16 protein-coding genes are annotated in these 25,633 nt (G+C 70.5%); 7 read left to right on the top strand and 9 right to left on the bottom strand.

The features are described 5' to 3' along the window. Window positions 1–121: 121 nt before the first annotated feature. Both ACFYR3_RS32330 and ACFYR3_RS32325 read left to right on the top strand, forming a co-directional pair. Window positions 122–1,006 carry a sensor histidine kinase gene (locus tag ACFYR3_RS32330; RefSeq protein WP_389285481.1) on the top strand — a complete coding sequence of 295 codons (885 nt, stop codon included), beginning with the start codon at window positions 122–124 and terminating at the stop codon, window positions 1,004–1,006. Window positions 1,007–1,086: 80 nt separating this feature from the next. Next, on the top strand, window positions 1,087–1,791 hold the full coding sequence (locus ACFYR3_RS32325) for a response regulator (protein WP_389285521.1): 705 nt from the start codon (window positions 1,087–1,089) through the stop codon (window positions 1,789–1,791). A gap of 205 nt (window positions 1,792–1,996) precedes the next feature. Here the strand turns inward: ACFYR3_RS32325 and ACFYR3_RS32320 are convergent, their stop codons facing one another. Further along, the gene (locus ACFYR3_RS32320) at window positions 1,997–2,602 is read right to left on the bottom strand and encodes a PadR family transcriptional regulator (RefSeq protein WP_355855749.1); all 606 of its coding nucleotides are present in this window, start codon (window positions 2,600–2,602) and stop codon (window positions 1,997–1,999) included. Window positions 2,603–2,666: 64 nt separating this feature from the next. Here ACFYR3_RS32320 and ACFYR3_RS32315 point away from each other — a divergent pair, with 64 nt between their 5' ends. After that, window positions 2,667–3,881: an NAD(P)/FAD-dependent oxidoreductase gene (locus ACFYR3_RS32315; protein ID WP_355855752.1), complete on the top strand. Its 1,215-nt coding sequence runs from the start codon at window positions 2,667–2,669 to the stop codon at window positions 3,879–3,881. Between the two features lie 210 nt (window positions 3,882–4,091). Next, window positions 4,092–4,580: a hypothetical protein gene (locus ACFYR3_RS32310; protein WP_389285478.1), complete on the top strand. Its 489-nt coding sequence runs from the start codon at window positions 4,092–4,094 to the stop codon at window positions 4,578–4,580. A gap of 297 nt (window positions 4,581–4,877) precedes the next feature. On the opposite strand, the gene ACFYR3_RS32305 is transcribed toward ACFYR3_RS32310, so the two are convergent. The 8 genes from ACFYR3_RS32305 to ACFYR3_RS32270 form a co-directional block, all read right to left on the bottom strand. Further along, window positions 4,878–6,089, bottom strand: coding sequence for an ATP-grasp domain-containing protein (locus ACFYR3_RS32305; protein ID WP_355853139.1), 1,212 nt, complete (start codon window positions 6,087–6,089; stop codon window positions 4,878–4,880). Further along, window positions 6,086–8,854, bottom strand: a complete 2,769-nt coding sequence (locus tag ACFYR3_RS32300; protein WP_389285476.1) for an amino acid adenylation domain-containing protein — start codon at window positions 8,852–8,854, stop codon at window positions 6,086–6,088. The genes ACFYR3_RS32305 and ACFYR3_RS32300 overlap by 4 nt, the downstream gene beginning before the upstream one ends. 32 nt (window positions 8,855–8,886) lie before the next feature. Further along, window positions 8,887–9,735 carry an SDR family oxidoreductase gene (locus tag ACFYR3_RS32295; RefSeq protein WP_355853134.1) on the bottom strand — a complete coding sequence of 283 codons (849 nt, stop codon included), beginning with the start codon at window positions 9,733–9,735 and terminating at the stop codon, window positions 8,887–8,889. After that, a complete protein-coding gene (locus ACFYR3_RS32290; protein WP_355853131.1) occupies window positions 9,732–10,445 on the bottom strand; it encodes an alpha/beta fold hydrolase in 714 nt (237 codons plus the stop codon). Before ACFYR3_RS32290 ends, ACFYR3_RS32295 begins: the two co-directional genes overlap by 4 nt. Window position 10,446: 1 nt before the next feature. Continuing rightward, window positions 10,447–15,468, bottom strand: coding sequence for an amino acid adenylation domain-containing protein (locus ACFYR3_RS32285; protein ID WP_389285474.1), 5,022 nt, complete (start codon window positions 15,466–15,468; stop codon window positions 10,447–10,449). A 59-nt stretch (window positions 15,469–15,527) separates the two neighbouring features. Continuing rightward, window positions 15,528–19,268, bottom strand: a complete 3,741-nt coding sequence (locus ACFYR3_RS32280) for an amino acid adenylation domain-containing protein (protein WP_389285472.1) — start codon at window positions 19,266–19,268, stop codon at window positions 15,528–15,530. Beyond that, on the bottom strand, window positions 19,207–20,496 hold the full coding sequence (locus ACFYR3_RS32275) for an MFS transporter (RefSeq protein WP_355853122.1): 1,290 nt from the start codon (window positions 20,494–20,496) through the stop codon (window positions 19,207–19,209). The genes ACFYR3_RS32280 and ACFYR3_RS32275 overlap by 62 nt, the downstream gene beginning before the upstream one ends. A gap of 2,086 nt (window positions 20,497–22,582) precedes the next feature. Further along, the gene (locus ACFYR3_RS32270; protein WP_355853119.1) at window positions 22,583–23,305 is read right to left on the bottom strand and encodes a VOC family protein; all 723 of its coding nucleotides are present in this window, start codon (window positions 23,303–23,305) and stop codon (window positions 22,583–22,585) included. 31 nt (window positions 23,306–23,336) lie between these two features. Here ACFYR3_RS32270 and ACFYR3_RS32265 point away from each other — a divergent pair, with 31 nt between their 5' ends. The 3 genes from ACFYR3_RS32265 (at window position 23,337) to ACFYR3_RS32255 (ending at window position 25,615) form a co-directional block, all read left to right on the top strand. After that, entirely contained in the window at window positions 23,337–23,492 is a 156-nt protein-coding gene (locus ACFYR3_RS32265; protein WP_355853116.1) for a hypothetical protein, read from the top strand. Between the two features lie 433 nt (window positions 23,493–23,925). After that, window positions 23,926–24,768 (top strand): MBL fold metallo-hydrolase, encoded by an 843-nt coding sequence (locus tag ACFYR3_RS32260; RefSeq protein WP_355853113.1) that lies wholly within the window; start codon window positions 23,926–23,928, stop codon window positions 24,766–24,768. Window positions 24,769–24,964: 196 nt separating this feature from the next. Beyond that, complete coding sequence (locus ACFYR3_RS32255) at window positions 24,965–25,615, top strand: HAD family hydrolase (RefSeq protein WP_355853110.1); 651 nt, start codon at window positions 24,965–24,967, stop codon at window positions 25,613–25,615. The last annotated feature ends 18 nt before the right edge of the window (window positions 25,616–25,633 follow it).

Genomic DNA, 25,633 nt, shown 5'->3' with positions numbered 1-25,633 from the left:
ACGGTAGGCGGCGTGGACCGTCCGGGCGTCAGCCCCGGGAGGTAACCCGAGGCGCTGCTCATCCTTGGGATGTACGGGGTGGGCCCGCAGATGGACGTCCGGCCGCCGGTTGCCTGGCACGATGTACGGCGTGTGGACATCGGGGACGGGTCGGCTGCTCATCGCCCTCGCGGCGGTGTGCCTGGCGGTGGCCGGGGTCTCTGCCGTGCTGCTGGCGCGCGCCGGCCGCCGCTACCGCAGGGTCCTGGAGGACCGGGGCTGGCTGCTGGAGCGTGAACGGGAGGGCGCCGCCCGCACGGCGGTGGCGGCTGAACGGGCGCGCATCGCCCGCGAGTTGCACGACATCGTCAGTCACAAGGTCAGCCTGATGGTCGTATCGGCGAGCGCCGCGCGCGAGGTGCTGGCCACCCTGCCGGACGAGGCGGAGACCGCACTGCGGGCCGTCGAGGGTGCCGGACGCGACGCGATGACCGAACTGCGCCATCTGCTGGGCCTGCTGGCGCCGTCACCCGACGGCGACGACGATGACGAAGCCGAGGGGTACGGCGAAGGAGACCTCTCCGGGCTCGCGCCGCAGCCGAGTCTGAGTCACCTGGGCACCCTCGTCGACCGCATCGCGTTCGCAGGTCTCCCGGTCGAGGTGCGGATGTCGGGTGAACCGCGCCGACTGGCACCCGGCGTCGACGTCACCGCCTACCGGATCATCCAGGAGGCGCTGACCAACGCGCTCAAGTACGGCGACGGCGGCAAGGCGGGGGTGACGGTGCGTTACGCCGACCGCAGTCTGCGGGTCGAGGTGCTCAACAGCGGACCGAGTGTGCTGACCGCCGACAACCGGAGCACTCGTGCCCGATCGGATGCCCGCAAGCACCAGGGCGACGGCGCCGGGCGCGGCCTGATCGGTCTGCGCGAGCGTGTCGCCGTCTACGGCGGGCACTTCGACGCCCGGCGCCGCATCGGCGGCGGCTTCCGCGTCCGCGCACGTATCCCCTTGGAGCGCCCGTGACCGAGTCCGCCGCCGACCGCCGCGCCCACCGCGTTCCGGAATCGGACCGGAGGGCAGACACCGGCGCCCCGCGCGTCCTCATCGCCGACGACGAGGAACTCATCCGAACCGGCTTCCGCCTCATCCTCACCTCGCGCGGCATCGACGTCGTCGGCGAGGCCGCGGACGGCGTGCAGGCCGTCACGGAAGCCGAACGGCTGCGCCCGGACGTCCTCCTGATGGACATCCGGATGCCCCATCTGGACGGCCTTCAGGCCGCCAAGCGTGTCCTTGGGCTGCTCCCGCACTGCCGGGTGCTCATGCTCACCACGTTCGACCTCGACCACTACGTCTACGCGGCGCTCGCCGCCGGTGCCAGTGGCTTTCTGCTCAAGGACGTCACCGCCGCCCACCTTGCGGCAGCCGTACGACTGGTGAACACCGGAGACGCACTGCTCGCTCCCTCGATCACCCGCCGCCTCATCGAGCGCTACGCGACGACGCGCAGCGCCGGCCGGACCGACACGGCACACAGCCCCGCCACCGCTGCGGCGGCCGCGGCCCGCACCCCCGCGATCCACCGCGACCTGGCGCCGCTGACCCCCCGTGAACTCGAGGTGCTGGCCCTGATGGGCCGGGGCCTGTCGAACGCCGAGCTCGCCGCGGCCCTCACCCTCAGCGAGGCCACCGTGAAGACCCACGTCGCCCGGATCTTCGCCAAGCTCGCCCTCCGCGACCGAGCCCAGGCCGTCGTTCTCGCCTACGAGACCGGCCTGATCGCCCCCGGCGACCTGACCGCCGACTGACACCACGTCCACGGCCCGCTGCACAGACCTCGCCTCCGGCCCGTTGACCCCGAGCCTCGCCACGCGTCCATGGACGCTGATGACGGTGAACCCCGACGGCGCCCGGGTCATGCGGCGCGCGGAAGGGGGCGGGGGTGCAGGACTGCCGGCCCGCGGCACCGGCTGCGCATTGCTACGGTCGTGCGCTGCCCAGCCGTCCGGGTGATCACCCGTCATCGCCCGCGTGTGCGAGCAGTTCCTCGGGTGACCAGGCCAGGTGTCCGTCCGCGAAGTCGGCCAGCACGCCCCGGACCCACGCCAGTTCCGCCTCCGTCATCGTGCGCAGGTACCCCAACTCCAGCGTCGCGATCCGCGGCAGCCCGCTCTCCGCTTCCCGGGCGAGGTCCGCCTCGTGTCGAGCGAGCGTCGCCTCCAAGGCCTCGGCGCGGCGGCTGAGCGCATCCTGCAGTGCCTCCGGCGTCAGCATCATGAGCAGCGACAGCGCGGCGGGAAACTCCGGGAACTCCTGCTTCGGCGTGGAGAGCATCTCGTCGAGCCAGCGGTGCGCCGTCTCGCTGCCCGCGTCGGTGACCTCGTAGACCGTGCGCTCCGGGTACTGCGCGTCCCGGCCCGTCTCGCGGACGGCGATCAGTCCGGCGGTGAGCAGGCGGTCCATGGTCCGGTACAGGCCGGCCCGCTGGCCGACGTTGACGACCTGGTCCTTTCCCCATTCCTTCAGCAGACGCTGGACGCCGTAGGGATGCAGTGGCTTGTAGTGCAGCAGGGCCAGGACGGTCAGGGCGAGGGGGGAACTCCGGGGCGCAGTGCTCATGGCTCGATGCTACCCACGGTTGAACTAGTTGACTAGAGACTAGTCGCAGTGCAACTATCCATTCATGACGAACTCGACTGGCACGACGAACGGCAAGGTTCGCTCCGCACTGGTCATCGGCGGCGGTATCGCCGGTCCCGTCACCGCGATGGCGCTACGACGGGCGGGCATCGAGGCGACGATCTTCGAGGCGTACGACGGCCCGGCCGACGAGGTCGGCGGCGGCATGGGCCTCGCGCCGAACGGATTCCAGGCGTTCGACGCGATCGGCGTGGGCGGCGCGATCCGCGCGGTCAGCACCGAGATGAACGGCATCGTGCTGCAGAGCTGGAAAGGCAAGAAGCTGGCCGAGTTCGGCACGCTGCCCGGTATCGACCCGACGCGCTTCGTGATCCGCGCTGAGCTGTTTCGCACCTTGCGTGAGGCGGCCGAGGAGCGGGGCGTGACCACGCTCCACGGCAAGCGCATCGTCGACGCGGGCGAGGACACCGACAGTGTCACCGCGCGCTTCGAGGACGGCAGCACGGCGACCGCCGACGTGCTGATCGGCGCGGACGGTCTGCGCTCCACGGTCCGCCGCCTGATCGACCCGACCGCCTCCGCGCCGCAGTTCGCGGGCACGGCCGGGTTCGGCGCGATGGTCGCCGACGCCGGCGTCGCGCCCACCGGCGGCACGATGTACATGACCTTCGGCAAGCGGTGCTTCTTTGCCTGGCAGGTTTTCGCCGACGGCGCGGGCATCTGGTTCATCAACCTGCCGGTGGCGCAACCGCTCTCGGTCAACGAGCAGCGCGAACGCGGTGGCGCCTACTGGCTGGGGCACCTGGCGAAGGTCTGCGAGGGCGACGCCACCCCGGCGAAGCGGATGCTCGCGGCCACCGACCCGAAGACGATGCTCTTCGCAGGCAGCACCGAGAACATGCCGCGGTCGGTGCGCTGGAGCCGCGGCCGCATGGTCCTCACCGGAGACGCGGCCCATGCGCCCTCCTCCAGTTCCGGCCAGGGCGCCTCGCTCGCCGCGGAGAGCTCCGTCGAACTCGCCCGCTGCCTGCGCGACCTGCCCCTGCCTCAGGCGCTGGCCCGCTACGAGGAACTTCGCCGGCCCCGGGTGGAGCGGATCATCAAGGAGACCGCCCGCACCAACGCCCGCAAGGCCGCGGGCCCGGTCGCGCGGGTGATCCGCGACGCGCTGCTGCCGATGATGTTCAAGTTGATGAAGCCCGAGAAGAACGCCTGGCAGTTCCAGTACCCGATCGACTTCGACGCCCCGGTGGCATGACGGCCGGAATCGGACCGAGCCGCCTGCCCGGGGGCTGTGGTGGGGCTATGCGTGGCTTTCGGTGGATGCCGTTCGGACGTACTTCGCCTGCCCTGTTGGAGCGGGTCGGGGCATCCTGCGGTGGTGGTGATCCGGTGCCACGGCCGGCGGGTATCAGCTGGTCCCGGGGCCGGTGCCGTGTGGTTGGGGAGTGTCTGCATACTGCTGGGCATGAAGGTTTCGCCCGGTACTCGCATGCATGTGTTGCTCACCATGGTGATGGTGGTGTGTGTGGTGGCCGGCGGGGCCTGTTTCGGCTTCGTTTTCGGTGGCTGGGCGGGAGCCGCGGTGGGAGCGGGTACGTCGGCCGTGGGTGTCGGGCTCGGGGGGTTCTTCCACAGTCAGATCGCGGTGGATCCCCCTCCGGGTGTCCGGAGCGGTGCGGCTTTGGAGGGCATCGCGGACGTGGTTGTCATGGGTGTCGCGCTGTACGAGGCCGCGGTCTTTCCGGTCGTCCCTGGCGGGGTGAGCGACAGGGAGCAGAAGGCCCGCCGGACCGTGGCGTACCGGCTCGCCGCCTACGAGGGTCTTCCCCGCGCGGTTCGGATCTCGGCAGCCGGTGCGCTGGAGGTCATAGACGAGGGCCTGGACAAACAGCGCGCTCGGACCGCGGTGAAGGAACTGTCGCTCACGGTCTACGACGGCCGCAGCGGTCATTGATCTGTCGTGCCTCCGGTGCGCACCGCCGGTGGGGGAGTGCGGTGCACTGCGCACAACACAGCACAACTTGTCGCGCGTGCCCGGCGCGCACCTGGCTGGGGCGGTGTTCTGCGGCTCCGCCTCAGGCGACTTCAACCGCCGTGCCACGGGAGTCCGCCTCGACGGCGGGACCCCGGTGAAGCACTGAATGAGAGCCGCGGCGACCGGCGGAGACATGTCGACGACGCACGTCCTGCCGCCCACCGAGGAGTTGCCTGGTCGGGGAGGAACGGCTCCCTCCCCGACCAGGCCCTCGCGTCACAAGGTGCGCAGCACCTCCAGACGTACGGCGGCTGACGCCTTGTCCAGTGCGGAGCGGCACTCCTCGTGCGTCGCGCCGACCGTCGTGACCAGCGCGTAGCGGCTGGACACATGACCGTTCGGCGGCAGGCGCAGCTCCTGGCCGGGCAACGCGATGGCCAGGGCCGTGTCCACCGGGGCGGGCAGGGCCGGCGTGTCGATGACAACCTCGCGCGCGATGCAGTCCGCCTCCGGGTAGTGGAAGCGCACGGCCGCGACGTTGCGCCGGTCCGGCCGTACGTCCGGCCGCGCCCCGCAGGCCACCCGTGCCGCGACGAGCGCCGCGTCGACACCGAGGGCGAGGCGCCCGATGTCGGGGATGCGGTCCCCGCCGATCCGGGCGTTGATCTCGACGACCTTCGGACCCTCCGCCGTGAGCCGCAGCTCCGTGTGCGTCCAGCCGGTGGTGAAGCCGACCGCGACGTGCGCGGCGGTCACCACGTCGAGCACGGCCGGATCGGTGAGCAACGGGTCTTCGGCGTCGACCAGATGCCCCGTCTCCTCGAAGTACGGCGGGAAGCCGCACTCCTTGCGCGCCACGAAGGCGGGGTGCATCCGTCCCTCGTACCAGGCCGCGTCGACGCTGATCTCGGGGCCGTCCAGGTACTCCTCGACCAGGACGTCCCCCGGCGCCACCTCCACCGCGCCCGGAGCCGTCGCCCCGCGTGCCAGGCGGAAGCGGCCGGAGAGCTGGGCGGGTGCGTCGACCTTCGCCACGCCCGTACTCGCGTTCAGCGCACGGGGCTTGAGGACGAGCGGGTAGCCGACGAGGGCTGCCGCGGCGCGTGCCTGGGGCAGCGACCTGACCAGCGCGGACCGGGCCTGCGGCACCCCGGCCTCGCGCAACACCTCGCGGGTGGCCCACTTGTCGCGGCAGCGCAGCGTCGCCTCCGGCGAACTGCCCGGCAGACCGAGCTGCCGTGCCAGTTCGGCGGTGTGGACGACTCGGGTGTCGTCCCAGGTCATCACTCCCTCGTACGGGAGTCCGCGCACCGCCTCGGCCATGGCCGTGACGTCCGTGGTGTCCACCACCGTGTGCCCGCTCAGATAGGGCCCCTCCCACAACGGCGCCCGCTCCGCGAGGAGATGGACCTCGTACTCCTTCGCGACGGAACGCAGCAGGTACTCGCGGTACGCCTGCGAACCGGCCCCGACCAGCAGCAGCGTCATGACCGGGCCTCCGCTCCGTCGAGGTGCGCGGCGAGCGTGCGCACGGTCCGGTGGAGGTACAGCTGCGGCAGCGGGAACGCGGGCAGACCAGCCGCCCGCACCGCCGCCAACAGCCTGACGCTCAGGAGGGAGTTGCCGCCGAGCGCGAAGAAGTCGTCGTCCAGGCCGACCCGGAAGCCGAAGACCTTCTCCCACAACACGCGCAGCCGCGACTCGGTGTCGTCGCCCTCGGGCAGCGGCTCCTCGTCCGATCCGTGCGCCAGCGGCTCGGGCAGACGTGCCGTGTCCACCTTGCCGTTGGGCGTCAGGGGGAGCGCGGGCAACGCGGTGAGCGTCGACGGCACCATGTGCTCGGGCAGGAAGCGCGCCACGTGCCGCCGTACCTCCGCGGTGTCGCCGTCGGCCCCGTCGCGCAGGACGACGTACCCGTCGAGACGGGCGCCCGCCGTGTCGGACGCGTCGGTCGCCTGCCTCAGGACGACCGTGGCGGCCGCCACCGCCGGCGCGTCCAGCAGGCGTGCCCTGATCTCGTCCAGCTCGATGCGGAAGCCGCGTAGCTTCACCTGGCTGTCGAGGCGCCCGAGGTGCTCCAGACGTCCGTCGGGCAGCAGCCGCCCGCGGTCGCCGCTGCGGTACATCAGGCCGGGCGCGTGCGGGTCCGGCAGGAAGCGCTGGGCGGTCAACTCCGGGCGGTTGAGGTACCGCCCGGCCACCCCCAGACCGCCCACGTAGATCTCGCCGGAGACCCCCGGGGGCACTTCGCGGCCCTCGGGGTCGAGGACGTACAGGTGCCAGCCGGGCAGAGCGGCCCCGACCGAGCGCGAACCTGCCAGCGCCTCGCGGCGGGTGACGGTCTGCGCCGTGACGTGCACGGTCGTCTCGGTGATCCCGAACATGTTGACCAGGCGGCACGCCCACTCCGGGTGCCGGTCGAGCCAGAAGCGCAACGGCCTCGTGTCGAGCGGCTCCCCGCCGAAGACGACCAGGCGCACCGAGTCCGAGACCCGCTTCTCCCGGTCGGCGGTCATGAGCTGGGCGAAGGCGCTCGGCGTCTGGCTGAGCACCGTCACCTGCTCGGCGGCGAGCAGCATCGCGAACTCGGCCGGGTCGCGCGAGGCCCAGTACGGCACGACGACCAAGCGCCCGCCCGTCATCAGGCAGCCCCAGATCTCCCACACGGAGAAGTCGAAGGCGCTGGAGTGGAAGAGCGTCCAGGTGTCGTCGCCGCCGAGCCCGAAGTCGTCCCGTGTGGCGTGCATCAGCGCGCCGACGTTGTGGTGCGGGACCACGACACCCTTGGGGCGACCGGTGGAGCCCGAGGTGTAGATGACGTACGCGGCAGCATCGGCCGGGAGGTCGAACGGCTCCAACGGCTCCCGGCCGTCCCCCGCGAGCGCGTCGGGCCGTACGGTCCGCACACCGTCCCGCTGCGGGAAGGTCTCCGACTCCGTGACGACCAGCGTGAGTTCGGCGTCCTCGCAGGTGTACGCAAGACGGTCCGCCGGATAGGCCGGGTCCATCGGCACGTACGTGGCCCCGCACGTGAGCACCGCGAGCAGCACCACCACCAGGTCGAGCGACCGCTCCAGGCAGACGCCCACCCGGTCCCCCGGCGCGACCCCCAGGTCTCGCAGTGCGGCCGCGTACTCGTCGCCCCGCTCGACCAGTTGACGGTATGTCAGCTCAAGTTGCTCGAACGACACCGCGGGCGCGTCCGGCGTACGCCGGGCCCGGGCACGTACGACCTGCTCGATGCGCTCGTCCGGCACCTCGGGCGCGCGGCCCAGACCGCCGAGCACCGCCAGGTCGCGCAGCCGCTCCTCGTCGAAGAGGGGTATGTCACCGACCCGGGTCCCGGGGGCCGCGCCGGTCAGCGCCCGGTGCGCCGTGACCAGCATGCCGGTCAGCCACGCGACCGAGGCGTCGCCGAACGCGGAGTGGCGGTGGTGGACCACACCCCCGAGGACCGCGGACCCGTTGTCGGCCACGTGCACCGACAGCGCGTGCACCGGGTCCAGGAACGGCCGCTGCGCCAGCGGCTCCGCCTTGACGCCCTCGCCGGTCAGGGCCTCGGGCGCCTCGGTGGTGACCAGACCGGCGAGTGGCGCCCGACCGGTCTCGGGCACGGCCCGGTCCACCTGCTCCAGGTACTGCGCCACCGTCGCGGACGCGTCGACCGTGAACGTCAGCGCCCGCTCGGCGTCCACACCGAGCGTCACCTCGGCGGCGGCCGTGCAGCGCGCGAGGACCAGACCCAATGCGGCCCTGAGCGTGAGCGACGCGGGTGCGCCGCCCTCGGCCGGGACCGAGAAGCGGTGCAGCCCCGCCGTCGTGGCGCCCGGCGTGCCGAGCCCCCACTCCGGCGCCTCGGTCCGATCGAGCCCGGTGAGCGCGGTACGCAGCCGCTCGCCGTGCTCCTTCGGTACGGCGTCCGGCCGCGCCGGCTCCACGAGCAGTGCCTGCGCCAGGTCGTACGGGTCGGCGAGCACGGCCCGGTGCGCCACCACGACCAGGTCCGCCACCCCGTCCTCGTACCGCAGCAGGACCGTGCGCAGCCCGGGTCCGGTGCGCGGATCGGCGGGCCGCGACAGTTCCCGCTCGCGGTGCCGCGCGGCGGCCTCGGAGGCCGCGCCGCCGGGCACGTCCTCGACCCACAGGCGTACGCCGTCGGCGGCGAGCGCCAGGTTCCGGCGCAGCCGCTCGGGGTCGGCGCCCGTGTGCACCCGCAGCGCGAGCGCCTGGCACAGTCGTCCCGTGTCGTTCATCGTCTTCCCCTCCGGGTACTTCTCACGGGCGCTCACCGGCTCGTGAAGCCGCCGTCGACGGTGACCGTGGAGCCCGTCACCTGGCGCGAGTCGTCCGAGCCGAGCCACACCGCGGCCCCGGCCACATCCTCCGGCTCGATCAGCCGGTTCATGGGCTGCGCCGCCACGAAGGTCTCCTCGTGCTCCTCGACCGGCACCTCCAGGGACCGGGCGATCTCCGTGAGCATCCGGCCCTCGGCCGCGTCGTCGTCACGCACCGAACCGGGGCACAGCGCGTTCACGCGTACCCCGAACGGCGCGAGGTCCAGGGCCGCCGCCTTGGTCAGGCCGACCAGCGCGTGCTTCGCGGTGACGTACCCGGCGAAATGCCGGTAGCCGACCAGGCCCGCCGTGGACGCCACGTTGATGACGCTGCCCGCGCGCTGGCTCGTCATCGCCGCGCCCACGGCCCGAATCATCCGCCAGGCGCCCGAGACGTCGACGTCGAGCATCAGGTCCCACTCGTCGGGCGTGATGTCCTGGACCGTCTTGCCCGAAGGGGCGGCTATCCCCGCGTTGTTGAGCAGGACGTCGATGCGGCCGAACCGGTCGAGGGCGCCCTCCACGACCGCTCGCACGGCCTCCAGGTCACGCACGTCCGCCATGGCGGTCGACACCGCGCCGCCGCCCTCCTCCCGGCACATCCGGGCGGTGTACGCCAACTGGCTCGCCGTGCCCAGCGGGTAGGGGACGCCGGCGAGGTCGTCCCCGATGTCGGTCAGCAGCAGGTCCGCCCCGGCCCGGGCGTACGCGAGGGCGCAGGCCCGGCCGATGCCACGGGCCGCGCCCGTGACGAGTGCCACCTTGCCCGTGAGCGGGGCGGCGGTGAGCACGGCGCTCATCGGCCCACCTCCTGGGCGGCCAGCTCCTCGTCGAGGAGGCGGACCAGGTCGGCGGGCGAGTCGACCAGGTACATGTGCCCGCCCGGGAGTTCGACCTGACGGCAGCCGCCCGTGGTCGCCGCGTCCCACTCGGCGGCCTGGGCGCGGTCCACCAGCTCGTCGACCTCGCCCCGGATGGAGACGATCGGTACGTTCAGCGGCATCTCGGACCGGGCGCGGTAGCTCTCGTGCATCTCTACGTCGGCGCGCAGCGGAGGCAGCAGCATCTCCCGCAGGTCGGGGTGCTCCAGGGCCGGATGGGTGTACCCGGCGAACTCCTTGACCTGCTGGAGGAACGCCTCGTCGGTCAGTCCGGTGGCCCGGGTCTCGCGCTGCGTCCACGGCCCGGGTGAGCCGCTGACGAAGAGCTTGACGACCTCGGGGCCGCCGAGCGCGCTGATGCGGTGGGCCATCTCGTACGCCATGACCGCGCCGAGGCTGTGCCCGAACAGGGCGACGGCCGGGCTGCCCGCCACCTCGTCCAGGACAGTGGGCAGCAGGTCGTCGACGGCGGACACCACGTCGGTGTACAGCGGCTCGCCGAACCGCTCCTCACGGCCCGCGAGTTGGACCGGGACGATCAGGACGGTGTCGCTGCCGTACTCCTGGCAGCGGCGAAACGCGGAGGCTCCGGCGCCCGCGAACGGGAAGCACAGGACGGGGATCTGCATGTCAGCCCTCCAACTCGGCGGCGGACGCCCACGCCCGCGCGATCAGTTCAGCGGTGCCGGCGGGGTTTCCGCGCACGAAGTAGTGCCCGCCACCCGCCAGTTCACGGAAGTTCACGTCGTTCGCGACGCGCTCCCAGCAGCGGTACTCGTCGACGGCGTGCGTGAGGCCCTTGTCGTCGTCGGCGACGACGACCGTGAAGGGCGCCTCGATGCGCCAGTCAGGCTCCTCCTCGGTCACGCCGATGAAGTAGCGGTAGCCACCGCACACGTCGTGACGGAACAGGTCGCCCATGAAGGACGTGTAGCGCCGGTCGAGGCCGTCCAGCTCGGTGTAGCCGGTCTCCTCGACCATGTACGAGATGATCTCGTCGTCCGTCCAGGTCTCGATCATGTCGATCGACTCCTGCATGTCCTTCGCGGGCGGCAGCAGCTTGGACCCGATGAACACGTGCCGCAGGTCGAAGCCCCGCTCCTCCAGGACACGGGCCAGCTCCACCGTGACGGCGGCGCCACCGCAGTGCCCCCACAGGATCAGCGGCAGATCGGCCTTCCGCTCGATCTCGTCCGCCATCCGCGTCACCGTCTCCAGGACGTCGGTGAACTCGCCCGGGTGGCTCGGGCTGTGCCCGGGCGGCTCCAGGCCGTACACCACGAGCGACGGGTCGAGCTTCTCGATCTCCTCGGCGAGCGGCTTGAAGTTCACCGGGTGCCCGCAGGGGTACGGCACGCAGACAACGGCTGCCCTGGCGCCCTCGGCCTTCGAGGTGAGCAGGTGCAGCAGCTCCTCCTCGGTCTCCTCGCGGTCGCGCCCTTCGATGAGCGCGGCGAGTTCGGTGAGCCGGGGGACCCGGGTCAGGTCGGAGAGCGTGACCAGGCCGTCGAGTTCCAGCACGACCCGCAGTGCCGACAGGGAGTTGCCGCCGAGCGCGAAAAAGTCGTCGTCCGCGCCGATGTCCTCGGCCGTGAGCCCGAGGACGCTCTGCCACGCCTCCCGGATCCGGGCGACGGTGGCCTCGGTGGCCGTTCCGCCGGACACCTGTGCGACGACGTCCACCTCGTCGGCCGGAGTGCGGCCGAGCAGCGCCAGGTCCTCGTCCGCCAGCAACCGCACAGCGCCGTGCGGCGCGTCGGGCTCGCTCGCCATCAGTTCGAGGACACGGACGAAGTAGCCGCCGATGCGGTCGATCTGCTCCTCGTCGTACAGGTGCGTGTGGTAGTGCAGGCAGAGCTGCACCTCGTCGTCGAAGAAGTGCCGGGAGAACTCCGTACGGAAGGGGAACTCCGTCTCCGAGTCGACCCTCATGTCGAGCATCGAGAACTCGGGCAGCTGCTGGAGGTTCTTCAGCAGGTAGAAGTGGGTGAAGTTGAACGTCGTCTCGAACAGCGTGCGCTGCGTGGAGAGGTCCTGCTTCATCTTCGCCATCGGGTAGCGGCGGTGCGGCAGAAGGTCCAGCTCCGCGCGGTAGACCCTGCGGATCAGATCCGCCCAACTGCCCCCGCTCAGATCGACCTGGAACGGGACGGAGTTGAGGTGCAGACCCAGGGTCGTCTCCGCGCCCGGCAGCTCCGGCCGGCCACTGTGCTCGTAGCCCGTCATCACCTGGTCCTGGCCCGACACGAGGCCCAGCACCTTCATGTGCGCGGCCAGCAGCACGTCCTTGAACGGCACCGAAAGAGCTTCGGCCGTCGCCTCCACACGCTCGGTGAGCCCCGCGGGCAGCGATACGTCCCGCAGCACGACCTGGAAGTCGTCGGTCGCCACCGCGTCCGCCTTCGGCGGGACGTCGGCGGGCGTCGCGCCCTCCAGAACGTTCAGCCAGAAGTCCCGCGACGCCGGCGACCGCAGCGCCTCCGTCTCCAGGCCGACGAAGTTGCGCAGGTGGTTGTCGACCGCGGGCCGCGTCGTGTCCCGGCCCTCGCGCACCTGGTGGTAGAGCTCGAAGAGCTGCGTGTGCAGCAGCGAGATCGACCAGCCGTCGAGAGCCGAGTTGTGCTGGCTGACGGTGTACCGGTACAACTCGTCGCTGAGCACCTGGACGTGCAGGGTTACCAGGCCGCCCTCCTCCCACACGAACCGGCGGGCCTTCTCGCGCGCCAGCCAGTCCTCGTGCCAGGCTTCCTGCCCGGCCCCGTCGAGGTGGCGCAGGTCGGCGGCGGTCAACGGCGGCGGGACATCCCGGTGCACGATCTGGAGGAACTCGCTGTAGCCCGTCAGGTGGTACGTCGTCCGCAGGATCGGGTGCCGCAGCGTCAGCAGCTGCACGGCCTCCGTGAACGCCTCCGTGTCGAAGGCGCCCGTGATCGAGTAGCTCAGCACGTCGTGGTACTGGCCGAGACCGCCCGTGATCTCCGTCTGGAAGATCAGGCCCGCCTGGAGCATCGACAGCGGGTAGGCGTCCTCCGCGTCCGCGGGCAGCAGCGCCCGGTCCGCGTCCGAAATCAGCTCGAACGGCTGGAACGCGCCACGCGCGGCGACGTCCTCGGCGACCGTCGCCGACTCCGCCTCCGCCTCGATCGACTCGGCGAGCAGCGCGATCGTCTGATGCTTGAACAACTGCTGGAAGGTGAAGTCGAGCCCCGCGGCACGGGACTTGGCGAGCACCGACACGAAGTGGATCGAATTGCCGCCCAGTGAGAAGAAGTTGTCGTGCACGCCGAGCTTCTCCCGGCCCAACACGTCCTTCCAGATCCCCGCGAGGATCTCCTCGCGCCCGTTGCGCGGGGCGACGTGCGCCGGGGCCTGCTTGCGCAACGCCTCGGGACGGCGCAGCGCGGCCCGATCCAGCTTGCCGTTCGGCGTGAGCGGCAGCTCGGCCACGGACACGACCCGGCCCGGCACCATGTACTCGGGCAGCGCGGCACGCACGTGCTCCTTGAGCTGCGCCTCGGACGCCTCGCCGTCCAGGACGACGAACCCGCGCAACGACGTCTGCCACCCGTCGTCGACGGCCACGACCGCCGCGTCCCCCACCGCGTCGTGGGCGCGCAGCCGCTCCTCGATCTCGCCCGGCTCCACACGGAACCCGCGCACCTTCACCTGGAGGTCGACCCGGCCCAGGTAGTCGATCGTGCCGTCGGGCAGCCAGCGCGCTCGGTCGCCCGTGCGGTACAGCCGGTCTTCGCCTGTCGCCGCGCGCACCGCGTCGCCGGAGACGAACTTCTCGGCGGTCAGCTCCGGGCGGCCCAGATAGCCGCGCGCCACACCCACGCCCGCGATGTGGAGTTCACCCGGTACACCGACCGGCGTCTGGCGCCCGTCCGCGTCGAGCACGTACAGGCGGATGTTGTCGATCGGGCGTCCGATGGGCAGCCGCGCCCGGTCGCCGAGCCCTTCGACGGGCTGGTGCGTGACGTCGACGGTCGCCTCGGTCGGCCCGTACAGGTTGATCAGCCGTGCGCCGGGCAGGAGTTCGGCGAACCTGACGGCCTGCGCTGTGCCCAGGGCCTCGCCGCTCGCGAAGACCTGGCGCAGGGCGCCCGGTCCCGTGCCGTCACCGAACCGGGCCAGATGCCCGAGGAACATCGTCAGCATCGACGGGACGAAGTGCGTGGTGGTGACCTTGTGCCGCTCCAGTGCGGCCACGAGCGCGGCCGGGTCCTTCTCCACGCCGGGCGCGGGCAGGGCGAGCGCCGCTCCGGTGAACGACCACCAGAACAGCTCCCACACCGACACGTCGAAGGAGATCGACGTCTTCTGGAGCACCACGTCGTCGGGGCCGATGGGGTACGCGCGCTGCATCCAGGCGAGCCGGTTGACCGCGCTGCGGTGCTCCACCAGGACGCCCTTGGGACGCCCGGTCGAGCCCGAGGTGTAGATGACGTAGGCCCCGTCACCCGCGCCGGACACCGCCTCCAGGGGCGAACCGTCCGCCGCGTGCGACGCCTCGTCGTCCAGGTCGAGGCCGGGAGTGTCACCGAGGAGAGACGCGAACCGGGCCTGGTGGAGCGCGAGTTGGGTGGTGCTGTCGGAGAGCAGGTAGTCGATGCGGGCCTGCGGGTACGACGGGTCGACGGGGAGGTAGGTGCCGCCGGCCTTGAGCACGGCCAGGATCGCCGTGATCATCTCGGGCGACCGCTCCGTGACCAGCGCGACGATCGAGTCCCGGCCGACCCCGCGTTCCCGCAGCGTGCGAGCCAACTGGTTCGACCGCGCGTCCAGTTCGGCGTACGACACCGTCCGGTCGTCGCTCAGCAGGGCGGGCGCGTCGGGGGTCCGGGCGGCCTGCGCGGCGAACAGGCCGTGCAGGGTGGCGTCCGTGTCGAAGGGGTGCTCGGTCGCGTTGCTCGCCGCGACGACGGCCTCGTCCTCGGAGGTGCGCAGGTCGATCTCGTCGACGGCCGTGTCGGGCGAGGCGGCGGCCCGCTCCAGGAGCAGGGCGTAGTGCGCGCCGATGCGCTCGATCGACGCCTCGGCGTAGCGGGCGGTGTCGTAGGAGACCGTCACGACCAGTTCCGCGCCGTCACGGGAGGCGGTGAAGCGGACGCCGTCGCGGGACGTGTCCGGGGCGTCGTGGAACCCGTCGAGCGTCATCGCGGTGGCGAAGGCGTCGGCGTGGCCCAGCTCGGCGGCCAGGGCGGCCACCGCGCAGTCCTGACGGCTCTCCGCCTCCCGGACGGAGGCGGCCACCCGGCCCAGCAACTCCCGCAGGGAGCCGCCGGTTTCGACGCGCAGCAGCAGCGGGCCGCCGGCGAACTCGGGCGCGGCGCCCCGCGTCGGCTGGGCTATCGCCACCACCTCCTCACCGGTGTACCGGCCGACCAGGGCCACCAAGGCGGAAGTCAGGACGACGGAGAGCATCTCCGGCTGGTCGCGGCTTATTCGGTCGAGCCGTTCGGTGAGCGTGGTACCGAGGCGTATGGCGTGGGTGCCGTGCTCCGGGTGTGCCTGGGCGTTCTCGGCCGGGTCAGGACGGAGGTCGGGCAGAAAGCCGGGCGTCTGCGTGAGCGAGGCCAGCTGGGACCGCCAGTACGCGGTCTGCGGGTTCGAATCGGAGCGGTTGGCCTCAGGGTCGAGCAGTAGCATGCGTTTCTCCTGCACTGAGCTGTGCACCGTCAGATGTCGTGTGTCTGTGCTGTGAACCGTCAGAAGTCGAAGTCGAAGTCGAGGTCGGGACCGGGCGCCGTCGGCGGGGTCGCGGGCGCGCGGGCGAGTGCGGGCAAGAGGGTGCCGAGCGTGGCCGAGGGGTCGGCGACGACCGCGTCCAAGAGACGGACGAAGTCGTCCCGCCAGGCGCCGACGGTGTCCCGGCGCAGCAGCCCGGAGGCGTACCGCCAGGCCACGCGCAGCGAGCCGGCGACCTCGTAGACCTGTAGATCGAGGTCGAACACGGCCTGTCCGGTCTGCTCCAGGCGCAGGGGGACCCTGGCGCCCTGGAAGTCGACCGCGAGGTAGCGCCCGCTGTGCAGCGCGACGAGCGCGTCGAAGAGCGGGGTGCGGCTGTAGTCGCGCACCGGTGCCGCTTTGGCGACCAGGTCCTCGAAGGGGAAGTCCTGGTGCGCGAAGGCGTCCTCGGCGGCGTCGGCGAGGCGGCGCAGAAAGGTGTCGAAGGGCAGGCCCGGCTCGGCAGTGCCGCGCAGGACCACCGTGTTGGCGAACATGCCGACCGTACGGTGGAGTCCGGGGGCCGTGCGGCCCGAGACGGGCGTGCCGACGGTGACGTCGCTGGTTCCCTTGAGCGCGGCGAGCAGCACGCTGTACGCGGAGGCGAGGACGGCGAAGAGCGTGACCTCGTGCTCCCGGGCCAATCGGCGCAATCCTGAGGTGAGTTCGGTACCGATCTCGAACTCGACCACATCACCGTTGAGTTCGCGCAGCGTGGGCCGTGAGGTGTCCGTCGGCAGGTCCGCCCGGTCGGGAGGTGTGGCGAAGACCTTCTGCCAGTAGGGCTCCTGGGCCTCCCGCAGGGCGGTCCCGGCCGGGCCGGTCAGCCACACCGCGTAGTCCCGGTAGCGGGGCGTCGGCGGCCGAGGGGATCCACCCGCGTAGAGTTTCGCCAGATCCTCCAGGAGCGGTGCGAGGGAGAACCCGTCCACCACGATGTGGTGCAGGTCCATGCGCAGCGTCACCCCGGACGGGGTGCGGTGTACGTCCGCCCGCCACAGGGGGGCTCGCTCCAGGTCGAAGGGGCGCACGAACTCCTTGACAGGGCCAGGAGGTTCGTCCAGCACCCGCACCTCGACGTCGACGTGCGGCTCCACGTGCTGACGTACCTCGCCGCCCTCGACGACGAAGCGGGTGCGCAGAGCCTCGTGGCACTCGGCCAGCCCGGACAGGGCTCGCGCAAGCCGTTCGGGGTCCGTGTCCGCGGGCAGGTCGAGACTGAGCGGCACGTTGTAGTGCACCGCGCGGTGGTCCTTGGCCTGCTCGAAGTACAGCTGGCGCTGTTGCGGGGCCAGCGGGTAGCTCTTCTGCTCGGCCGCGGTGGGGATGGAGTGGCCGAGGCTGGGCGCGGCCTCCCGCAGCAGTTCCGCGAGCCGGGCGGGTGTACCGCCGCGCAGGACGGAGCTGACCGGGCATTGCCGGCCGAGACGTTCCTGTACGCCCACTGCGATCAGGGTGGCCGTGAGCGAGTCCGCGCCAAGGTCGCGCAGGTCGTGGTGGACACCGATGCCGCTGATCCCGAGGGCCTGTTCGGCGAGCTCGACCACGAGCCGCTCGGTCTCGGTCGAGGGAGCGACGTAGTCCGCCAGTGACAGCAGGTGCGCGCCGTCGGGGTCGGGCAGCCGGGACCTGTCCACCTTGCCGCTGTGGTTGAGCGGCAGCGAGGCCAGCGGCACGAGGTACGACGGGACCATGTGCCCCGGCAGCTCCGCCGCGAGCAGGTCGCGCAGGTCGCGGGGCTCCGGTGGCCGCGGGCCGGCGTAGTAGCCGCACAGGTACTTGTCGCCCTTGCCCGGACGGGACCGCGCCACGACGATCGCCTCGGCCACGTCGGGGTGGGCGAGCATGGCCGCCTCCACCTCGGCGGGTTCCACCCGGAAGCCGCGCACCTTGACCTGGAAGTCACGCCGCCCCAGGAACTCGATCACGCCGTCGGGCCGCCAGCGCGCCAGGTCGCCGCTGCGGTAGAGCCGGCCCCCCTCAGGACCGAAGGGATCGGCCACGAAGCGTTCGGCCGTCAGTTCCGGACGCCCCAGGTAGCCCCGGGCGACCCCGGCTCCGCCGAGGCACAGCTCGCCGGGCACCCCGACCGGGCACGGGCGTCCCCGCTCGTCCAGGACGTACGCGGTGGAGTTGGTGATGGGGCGCCCGATCGGGATGCGTCCGAGGTCGGACCGGTCCAGTCGGTGCGTCACGGAGAACGTGGTGTTCTCCGTCGGGCCGTAGCCGTTGACCAGGGCCACGTCGGGGCAGGCGGCCATCACCTTCCCGATGTGCACGGACGACAGGGCGTCACCGCCTACCACCAGTTCGCGCAGCGGGCGGAAGATGCTCGCGTCCTGCTCCGCCAGCTGGTTGAACAGGGGCGAGGTGAGCCACATCGTGGTGATGCCGTGCTCGGCCAACTCCCGTCCGAGAGAAGGCGCGTCGAGCACGACGTCGCTGTCCACGAGACGCAGGGAACCGCCGTTGAGCAGGGCGCCCCACATTTCGAAGGTGTTCGCGTCGAAGACGATCGAGCCCGTGGGCAGGATCCTGACGTCCGGCCCGAAGCGCACGTAGTCCGCGCCCTTCACCAGCCGCACCACGTTGCGGTGGACGACCTCCACGCCCTTGGGCTTCCCGGTGGTTCCCGAGGTGTAGCAGACGTACGCGAGGTCGTGAGCGGCCACCGGGTGAGCTACCGCGTCGGAGGTGGCGTTCTCGTCCGCCACCCCTGACCTGGGGGCGAGGACCGTCCCGTCGAAGGTCAGGTCCACCGGCAGCTCACCGGTCGCGACCAGGACGCGCACGGACGAGTCCGCGAGCAGCCAGGCGGCGCGTTCGGCGGGATAGTCGGGCTCCAGCGGAAGGTAGGCGCAGCCCGCCTTGAGGATGCCCAGGGCGCCGACCACGAAGTCGGGGGTGCGCCCGGAGCGCAGCGCCACCCGGTCGCCGGGTGCCGCCCCGGACGCCACGACGCGTCGCGCCAACTCGTCCGACAGCAAATCTAACTGACGGTAGGTCAATTTCTCGGTGCGCCAGCTGAGGGCCATGGCCCCCGGGGTCAGCCGGGCCTGCTCCATGAACAGGCCGTGGATCGTGGCCGTGTCGGGGTAGGGGCGAGCGGTGTCGTTGAAGGCGCCGACGACCCGGTCCCGCTCGCCCTCGGCGAGCAGCTCCACGTCCCCTGTGCGGCATAACGGATGTTCCGTCAGGAAGGCGTTGATCAAACGGAGTTGCTCGGACAGACGTGCCGCCGTGGCGTCCTCGAAGAGCGAGGCGCGGTACCCGAGGAGCAGGTCGTCCCCGTCGCGCGTCAGGAACAGCTCGTGCGGTCCGTCGGGCGCGGGGCCCGGGGCGTCCGCGTACCGTACGGCCGTGCCCGTGAGCGGGCCTTGCGGTCGCGCCCGCTCCGTCCTGGCGAGCAGTGCGGCGACGGGCTCGTCCGGGTGCACGGTCAGGGTCAGGGAGCCCGCCCCGTCCTCGGCCGTGTCGACGTCGAGGAGCAGGCTGCGCTGCCCGGTGTGCCGGTGCAGCAGGACGGCGAGGGCCGCAAGGGCCGTCGGCCCGCCGGCGCCCGGAACGCGCAGGGTGCTGAGGGGACCGGACGCGGACTCCCGGGTGCGGGGACGGTCGGTGACCAGGAGTACGGCGTCACCGTCCCCGTCGGTCCGAGGATCAGGAAGCGGCGTGAACGGCGTCAGGGTCGAGGTCGGAGCCCCGCTTGGCGTGCTGGTCATCGGCTGCTGTCACCCCCAGCCGGAACGGGGTGCGGCGGAAGAGCAGGACGGTGAGCACGCCGGGAGCCGCGGCGAGCGCGGAGACCACCAGGATGAGAGCGCTGTAGTGGCTGCCGCTCAGGAGCACACCACCGAGCGCGGAACCGGCGGGCAGGGCACCGGCCATCACCGTACGCATCAGCGTCATGGCCCGGCCGCGCATCGCGCTGGGCACCCGGGTCATGCGGACCACGCCGCCGAGCACCGTCATCGGCGCGGAGAGGATGCCGTTCAGCGCGAGGCCGAGGAGTATCCACGGCAGCGCGGTCGGCAGGAGCAGGAACAGCACGGCACCGGAGAGGAGTTGGAGCACACCGATGCGGAGCATCTGCCGCTCGGAGGTCTCCACCGCGCCCGAGACGAGGGAGCCGATGAGCTCGCCCGCCGCCATGACAGCCAGCATCAGACCGAGGATGCCGGGGCCACCGCCGAACTCGAACTTCGCGAGCCAGGGGAGCGCCACGATCAGCGCGCCCGCCGAGACATTGAAGGCGCCGAAGGCCAGCGTGAGCACAAGGAGGAAGCGGTCGCGCACGATGAGCCGGAGCACCGGGGTCCAGCCGGGCCTGGCGTCCTTGGTGCCGGGCGCCGCCACCGGTTCGGGCCGGCCCATCGGGGCCTTGATGCGGCTGATCAGGAAGGCGAAGACCAGGTAGGTCACGGCGTCCAGGACCAGCACGTAGGGTGCGCCGAAGGCGGTGATCAGGCCCGCGCCGATGGCCGGGCCGAGGACGTTGGCGGCGCCCATCGCCGTGGACTCCAGGCCCGAGGCCGCCTGGAGCTTGTCCTCGGGGACCAGCTCGGGCAGCACGGCGGGTGTGCCAGCCAGGGGAATGATCTTGAGCAGTCCGTAGATCAGCGCCACTACGTACAGGTGCCAGGTCTGGAGCGCGTCCGCCATCGCCAGCAGGGGGATCAGGGCGACGACGAAGCCGCGGAACACCGAGTCGTAGATGAAGAGCTTGCGCCGGGAGAACCGGTCGAGCAGTGGTCCGACGACGGCCCCACCCAGGATCACCGGGAGGGTCAGGCACACGCCGAGGACGCCGAGCCCCGCGGCTCCCGCCTTCCCCAGCGTGATCCACGCGAGGGCGGCGTAGGTGGCGCCATCCCCGAGGAGATTCAGGACGAGAGCCGACCAGAGCAGTCGGTAGTCACCGATGCGCAGGATGGCTAAATATGCTTTCACGTTCTACACCTTCAGTAGGCCGAAAATGGCAAGCGAAGTGGGCGGAACGGCGTACAGAACACGCCAAGAACCGCTTCGGGTGCGCGAAGGAAAGGCGCACTTCCTCTTGCCTTCGTCAGGTTCGGCGGACATGCCGAAAGGCAACAGAGGAACTGGCCTCAAAATGATTGACCTGCTTATTCACACTTGATCCGGCAGTGAATACCGGAAACCCCCGTACGTGCTCCCCCAGGAAGTGCCCCCGTCTCTCTTCTGCTGCCACCAGCGGCGACGCAGGTTTTCCGCCGCTTTTTTAACATCTCGCTCGGGAGGCGTCAAGTGCGGTTTGCGGGGTGTTCCAATTGGCTGGATCCTCCCTTGAGGATCGCTCGAACACCCCCTGTGAACTGGTCATTGTTGCCGGGACATGTCGCGGCTGGGGCTGGTGGAGTGGGGCATGTCCTGAACTACGAGGTGAAATCGGACTCTCCGCGCGGGATGATTTCAGACCGCCGGGCTGCCCGAAAGAGGGAGAGTCGGCCTTTCGCGCGGCGGCCGGGGCGGGTGGCGTGTTGAGATCCGATTTCGATGGCCAATTGGTGCGGGCTGTCCGCCTGTCGAGTCGGCTCGCCGGGCAATGACGGTGCAGTACGCGCGAGTATCCTTCGCCGTCGTTCGACAGTCAGGACGCTCGTGTCGAAATGATGATTGACACGGCCGCCCGGGAAAGGAGCGCAAGGGCTCGCCCGGTGAGCGTCTCCCGGCGCCCTCGGTCTTCACGCTGTCGCGCGTGCGAAGGGTGAAGCGGACGCCTTTTCCTGGAGGAGCTGGTTCTTTTCCGTGACGGTGCCGCGCGGTCGACTCCGCTCCCGGAGCACCACGCCGGGCGCGGAGCGACAGCCCGCGGTGACCGGCGGTCGATACCGACCGTGACGTCCGCTTATCGGTGTGCCGTGTTCGCCCAGAACATGAACGCGTACCGTCAGTGCGCTCCCGGCCGGGTGTCCGGTCAGCGGACGTCCGTCTCGACACGCGGTACGGCATGCGACCGTACACAGGGGTGCCGGCCGGGCGGGGAGCGTCGCCGATTCGTCACTATGCGTGAGGGAGTGTCCCGGGTGTGGGCCGGCCGGAGGCCGAGGTTTCCGCACGATGGCGTTTGCGTTTCCCGGAGTGGTATGCGGCCTCGACGGCGTTTCGTCAGGTTGGTAGGTCATGTGCACGGAGGGCGGTGGCGGTTGACGCGACAGCCGCGCGGCCGTCCAGGTCGGGAGCGTGCGCCTCGGGGTGGGGGCGGGGTGCCGGGTCCGAGTGGCGTAGAAGGGGTACGCACGATGACGGAGGAGTGTGTCCGGCGGAGTGCGCGAAACGCTCACGCGGACCCAGGGGCCGGTCTGCGTCCCGAGCGAATTCGTCGCTCAATTCATCTGATCTTCATGCCCGACGAGACGGTAGACGTGGCGAGACGGTAGCGCCGGCCTGATGCGCATGGTGTGCGTGAGCCTGTACTTCATCTTCGAACCGCGCGACTGGCTGTAGCGACGAGAGCGGATCCACGGCGGGCGACCGCTCCCCGGAACCTCGCCCGGTTCCCGACGGAGCCGGGTCCTCCAGAGCCGCGCCTGTCAGGGAGACAGCCCGAGGGGACCCGGGCCCATAAAGCTACCGGTGTTTGGCCCCCGCACCGCAGCCACATACCGACATGACCACACGTCACCCGATCGGGTCGGCTCCGAAACTCGTTGCCGATCACGAAATCCCCAGGCAGGCGGCCCCGGTTACCACTCCCGGTGGCTCCCAATGTTCTTGTACGCGCCCGGGTGACGACCACGTCAGCGGAGCCGGCCGATGACGCGCTTCGAAGCGAAGTGCGGACGGTCGGAGTTGGTGCACGCTGCCCACACTGCGACTACTGGTCGACGCGGGTGCACGGCCCGTACCTGAGATGCCCGGCTGATCTTCCGCTGGAATTAAGCTCTCCGGATCCAGAACCAACTGACTGTGGTCGGCGACCTCGCCGACGGCCCGCCGGAGCCGACGTCGCCGGGAATGGGTCAGCGAACTCGGCCTTTGGTACGACGCGCACACCAACACCGAAGACCGGGGCTCATCGGGGTGTCAGCACACAGAACTCGTGACCGTCGGGGTCGGCCATCACCACCCAGTCCACGTCCCCTTGGCAGATGTCGATGCGCGTCGCCCCGAGGGAGACGAGCCGGTCGACCTCCGCCTGCTGGTCACTGCCGGCCGGTGGAGCGAGGTCGAAGTGCAGCCGTTCCTTCCCCGCCTTCGGCATCAGGGGTGGACCACCCCACGTGACCTTCGGACCGCCGTGCGGTGAGCGGATCGCGGTCTCCTGGTCCCGGTCCCAGACCAACGGCCAGTCCAGCGCTCGGCTCCAGAAGTACCCGGCCTCCCGCGATCCATCGCCCGCGAGCGCTCCGATGAATCCGCACTCGGCGAGGAAGCGGTTTCCGGGCTCGATGACACAGAACTCGTTGCCCTCCGGGTCGGCGAGCACCACATGCCCCTCCTCCGGACGTTGACCGATGTCGATGTGCCGGGCGCCGAGTTCGAGCGCCCTCTCCACCACGTGCTGCTGGTCGTCGAGGGACGTGCTCGTCAGATCGAAGTGCATGTGGTTCTGGCCCGTCTTCCGCTCCCGGGTCGGAAGGAAGCGGAGCCGGAACCCGGTGTCATCGCTGGGCAGCAGCGTGATGCCGTCGGAGGGGTCCTCGGACATCTCCCAGCAGAGAAAATCCGCCCAGAAGCGCGCGAGTCGGAGCGGGTCGTGCGCATCGAAGCAGAGCGCGTGCAGGTGAGAAGTCATCCGTAGGTCTCCCGGTAGGGGAAGGCGGGTCGTGCTGGAGCCTGCCAGGTCGGTGCCACACGGTCACTTGATTACTGACTTCGGCGTTTCAGGATTTGGGGCTTCGTCGGACGAAGACGCCGCTGCAGTGATCAGTGGCTTCTACGAGGCGTGCCTCGGCAAGATCACCGTGATGGTCGCCGCGTGAGCCCACCTGGGAGCATCGCGCAAAGCACCTGATGTGAAGGGACAGGCCGCCGCATCGGTCCTCACCTGTCTCGACATGCGTGATCGGGCTGATGTTGGTGTGCTGGTAGCGAGGGGTCTGCGTCACCGCGTACGAGCCGGCGGCCGTGGGCAGGACTATTCCGGCCCACCGTTCAGCTTTCCGCCCGGGAAAGCTGATCATCGTCGGCGTGGCGCCGGGCTGCTGGGCAGCAGTCCGGCTGGCTGATCACGCTCTGTGCGAGTCCCCGAGGCCGCTCGCCATGTCTCGTGAGCGTTCAGGAGGCCGTTGATCGCCAACTGCTGCTGAAGCCCATCGCCAAGCGCCGTCCTGAAGGTGGACAAGGCAGGTGTCACCCCGGCGAAGTTGCACCGGCTTCGGCACACGCGCGAACGTCTCAGACGAGGGAGACACCATGCCCGTGTCCATCGATGTGTTCAACAGTGGCTACAAGCCCATTCCGAACCCACCCGGGTGGACCGCACCGCAGCAGGCCACATGGCCGGCCACCACGGCGACCCTGATCACCGGCAGTACTGACGCCCTCCTGGTCGACGCCCTGATCACCACGGCCGAGGGCGAGCGACTGGCCACCTGGGTACAGGCCTCGGGCAAGAACCCCTCGACGGTCTACATCACGCACGGGCACCCGGACCACTTCTTCGGTGCCGGGCCCACGCTGGCGGCGTTTCCTCAGGCGCAGTTGGTGGCCCTCCCAGAGGTCGTGAGCGACGCGCAGCGGTCAGCCCAATCGCTGGAGAGCTGGAGAGCTTGGTTCGGGGGGCAGTTCGACGAGAAGGCAGCCATTCCGACGGCGCTCACCGCCAGCGAACTCGAGATCGACGGCCATCTTGTGCGCCCGCTTGCCCTCGGACGGAGCGACGGCGTCCTCAACACCGTGGTCCACGTTCCGGATCTGGCCACGGTCGTCTCGGGCGACGTCGCCTACAACAACATCCACATGTGGCTGTGGCGCTCCACCCCAGAAACCCGAACCGAGTGGCTCACCACGCTCGACGCTCTCGAGGCTCTCCGACCGGAAACAATCATCGCTGGTCACAGGGACCCGGATGCACCTGACGACGACGCGCGACGCATCCTCGACCAGAGTCGGCACTACATCGAGGACTTCGACAAGGCGGTAGCCCGCAGCAGTTCCATCGCCGACCTGGTCGGCCGGATGATGGAACGGTACGCGGCGTATGGAAATCCCTACACACTGCTGGCAGCGGCTGCAAGCCAGTTCGAGGATCACTAGAGACAACGGTCTGTCGTCAGGGCACTTGCCTTTGACCTTCTAGCGCCGGCTCAGATGACGATCTGCTTTCAGGCGCCACCCGACAGCGCCGGTGATCTCAGTGTGGCATCAGCAGGTACGAGAGCCACCGAGACCTGGACCCGGTCCTGGCCGAGTTCCGCAGCAACCAGCGGGGCATCCTCCCTACCCTGTCCAGATGGTCACTCCGATCGAACTCGTCATCTTCGACTGCGACGGCGTGCTCGTCGACAGCGAAGGCATAGCCGTCCGCGCCCATGTCGCCCTGGGCGCCGAGCTGGGCTGGCCGCTGACCGAAGCCGAGGTGATCGAAAAGTTCATCGGCCGGTCGCCCATGTCCAACTTCGAACAAATAGCCTCCGCTGTAGGGCCGAACCGGGCCGCGCTCTGGCAGGAGAGATTCGAGCAACTCCACCGCACGGCCGTCGATGCCGGACTCACCCCGGTCGACGGCATCCTCGAAGTTCTCGACAACCTGACGCTTCCCACCTGCGTCGCATCGGGCGGCGGCCACGACACGATGCGCCACACCCTCGGCCGCACCGGAATCCACCCGTACTTCGAAGGCCGCATCTTCAGCGCCGGCGAGGTCGCCCACGGCAAACCGGCTCCCGACCTGTTCCTGCACGCTGCCAAGCAGATGGGCGTCCACCCCTCGGCCTGCATCGTCGTCGAGGACAGCAAATACGGGATCCAGGCGGCCCGCGCAGCCGGGATGCGCGCCCTTGGCTACGCCGGGGGACTCACACCCGCGCGATGGCTGGAAGGACCGAACACCACGGTCTTCGACGACATGCGCGAACTCCCGAGGCTCCTCGCAGAAGCCTGACCGACCAGGCGTCAGTGA

Origin of the sequence: Streptomyces sp. NPDC005784 (assembly GCF_042871525.1) — a bacterium.
GTDB lineage: Bacteria > Actinomycetota > Actinomycetes > Streptomycetales > Streptomycetaceae > Streptomyces.
This window is presented reverse-complemented; position numbering and strand designations above follow the sequence as displayed.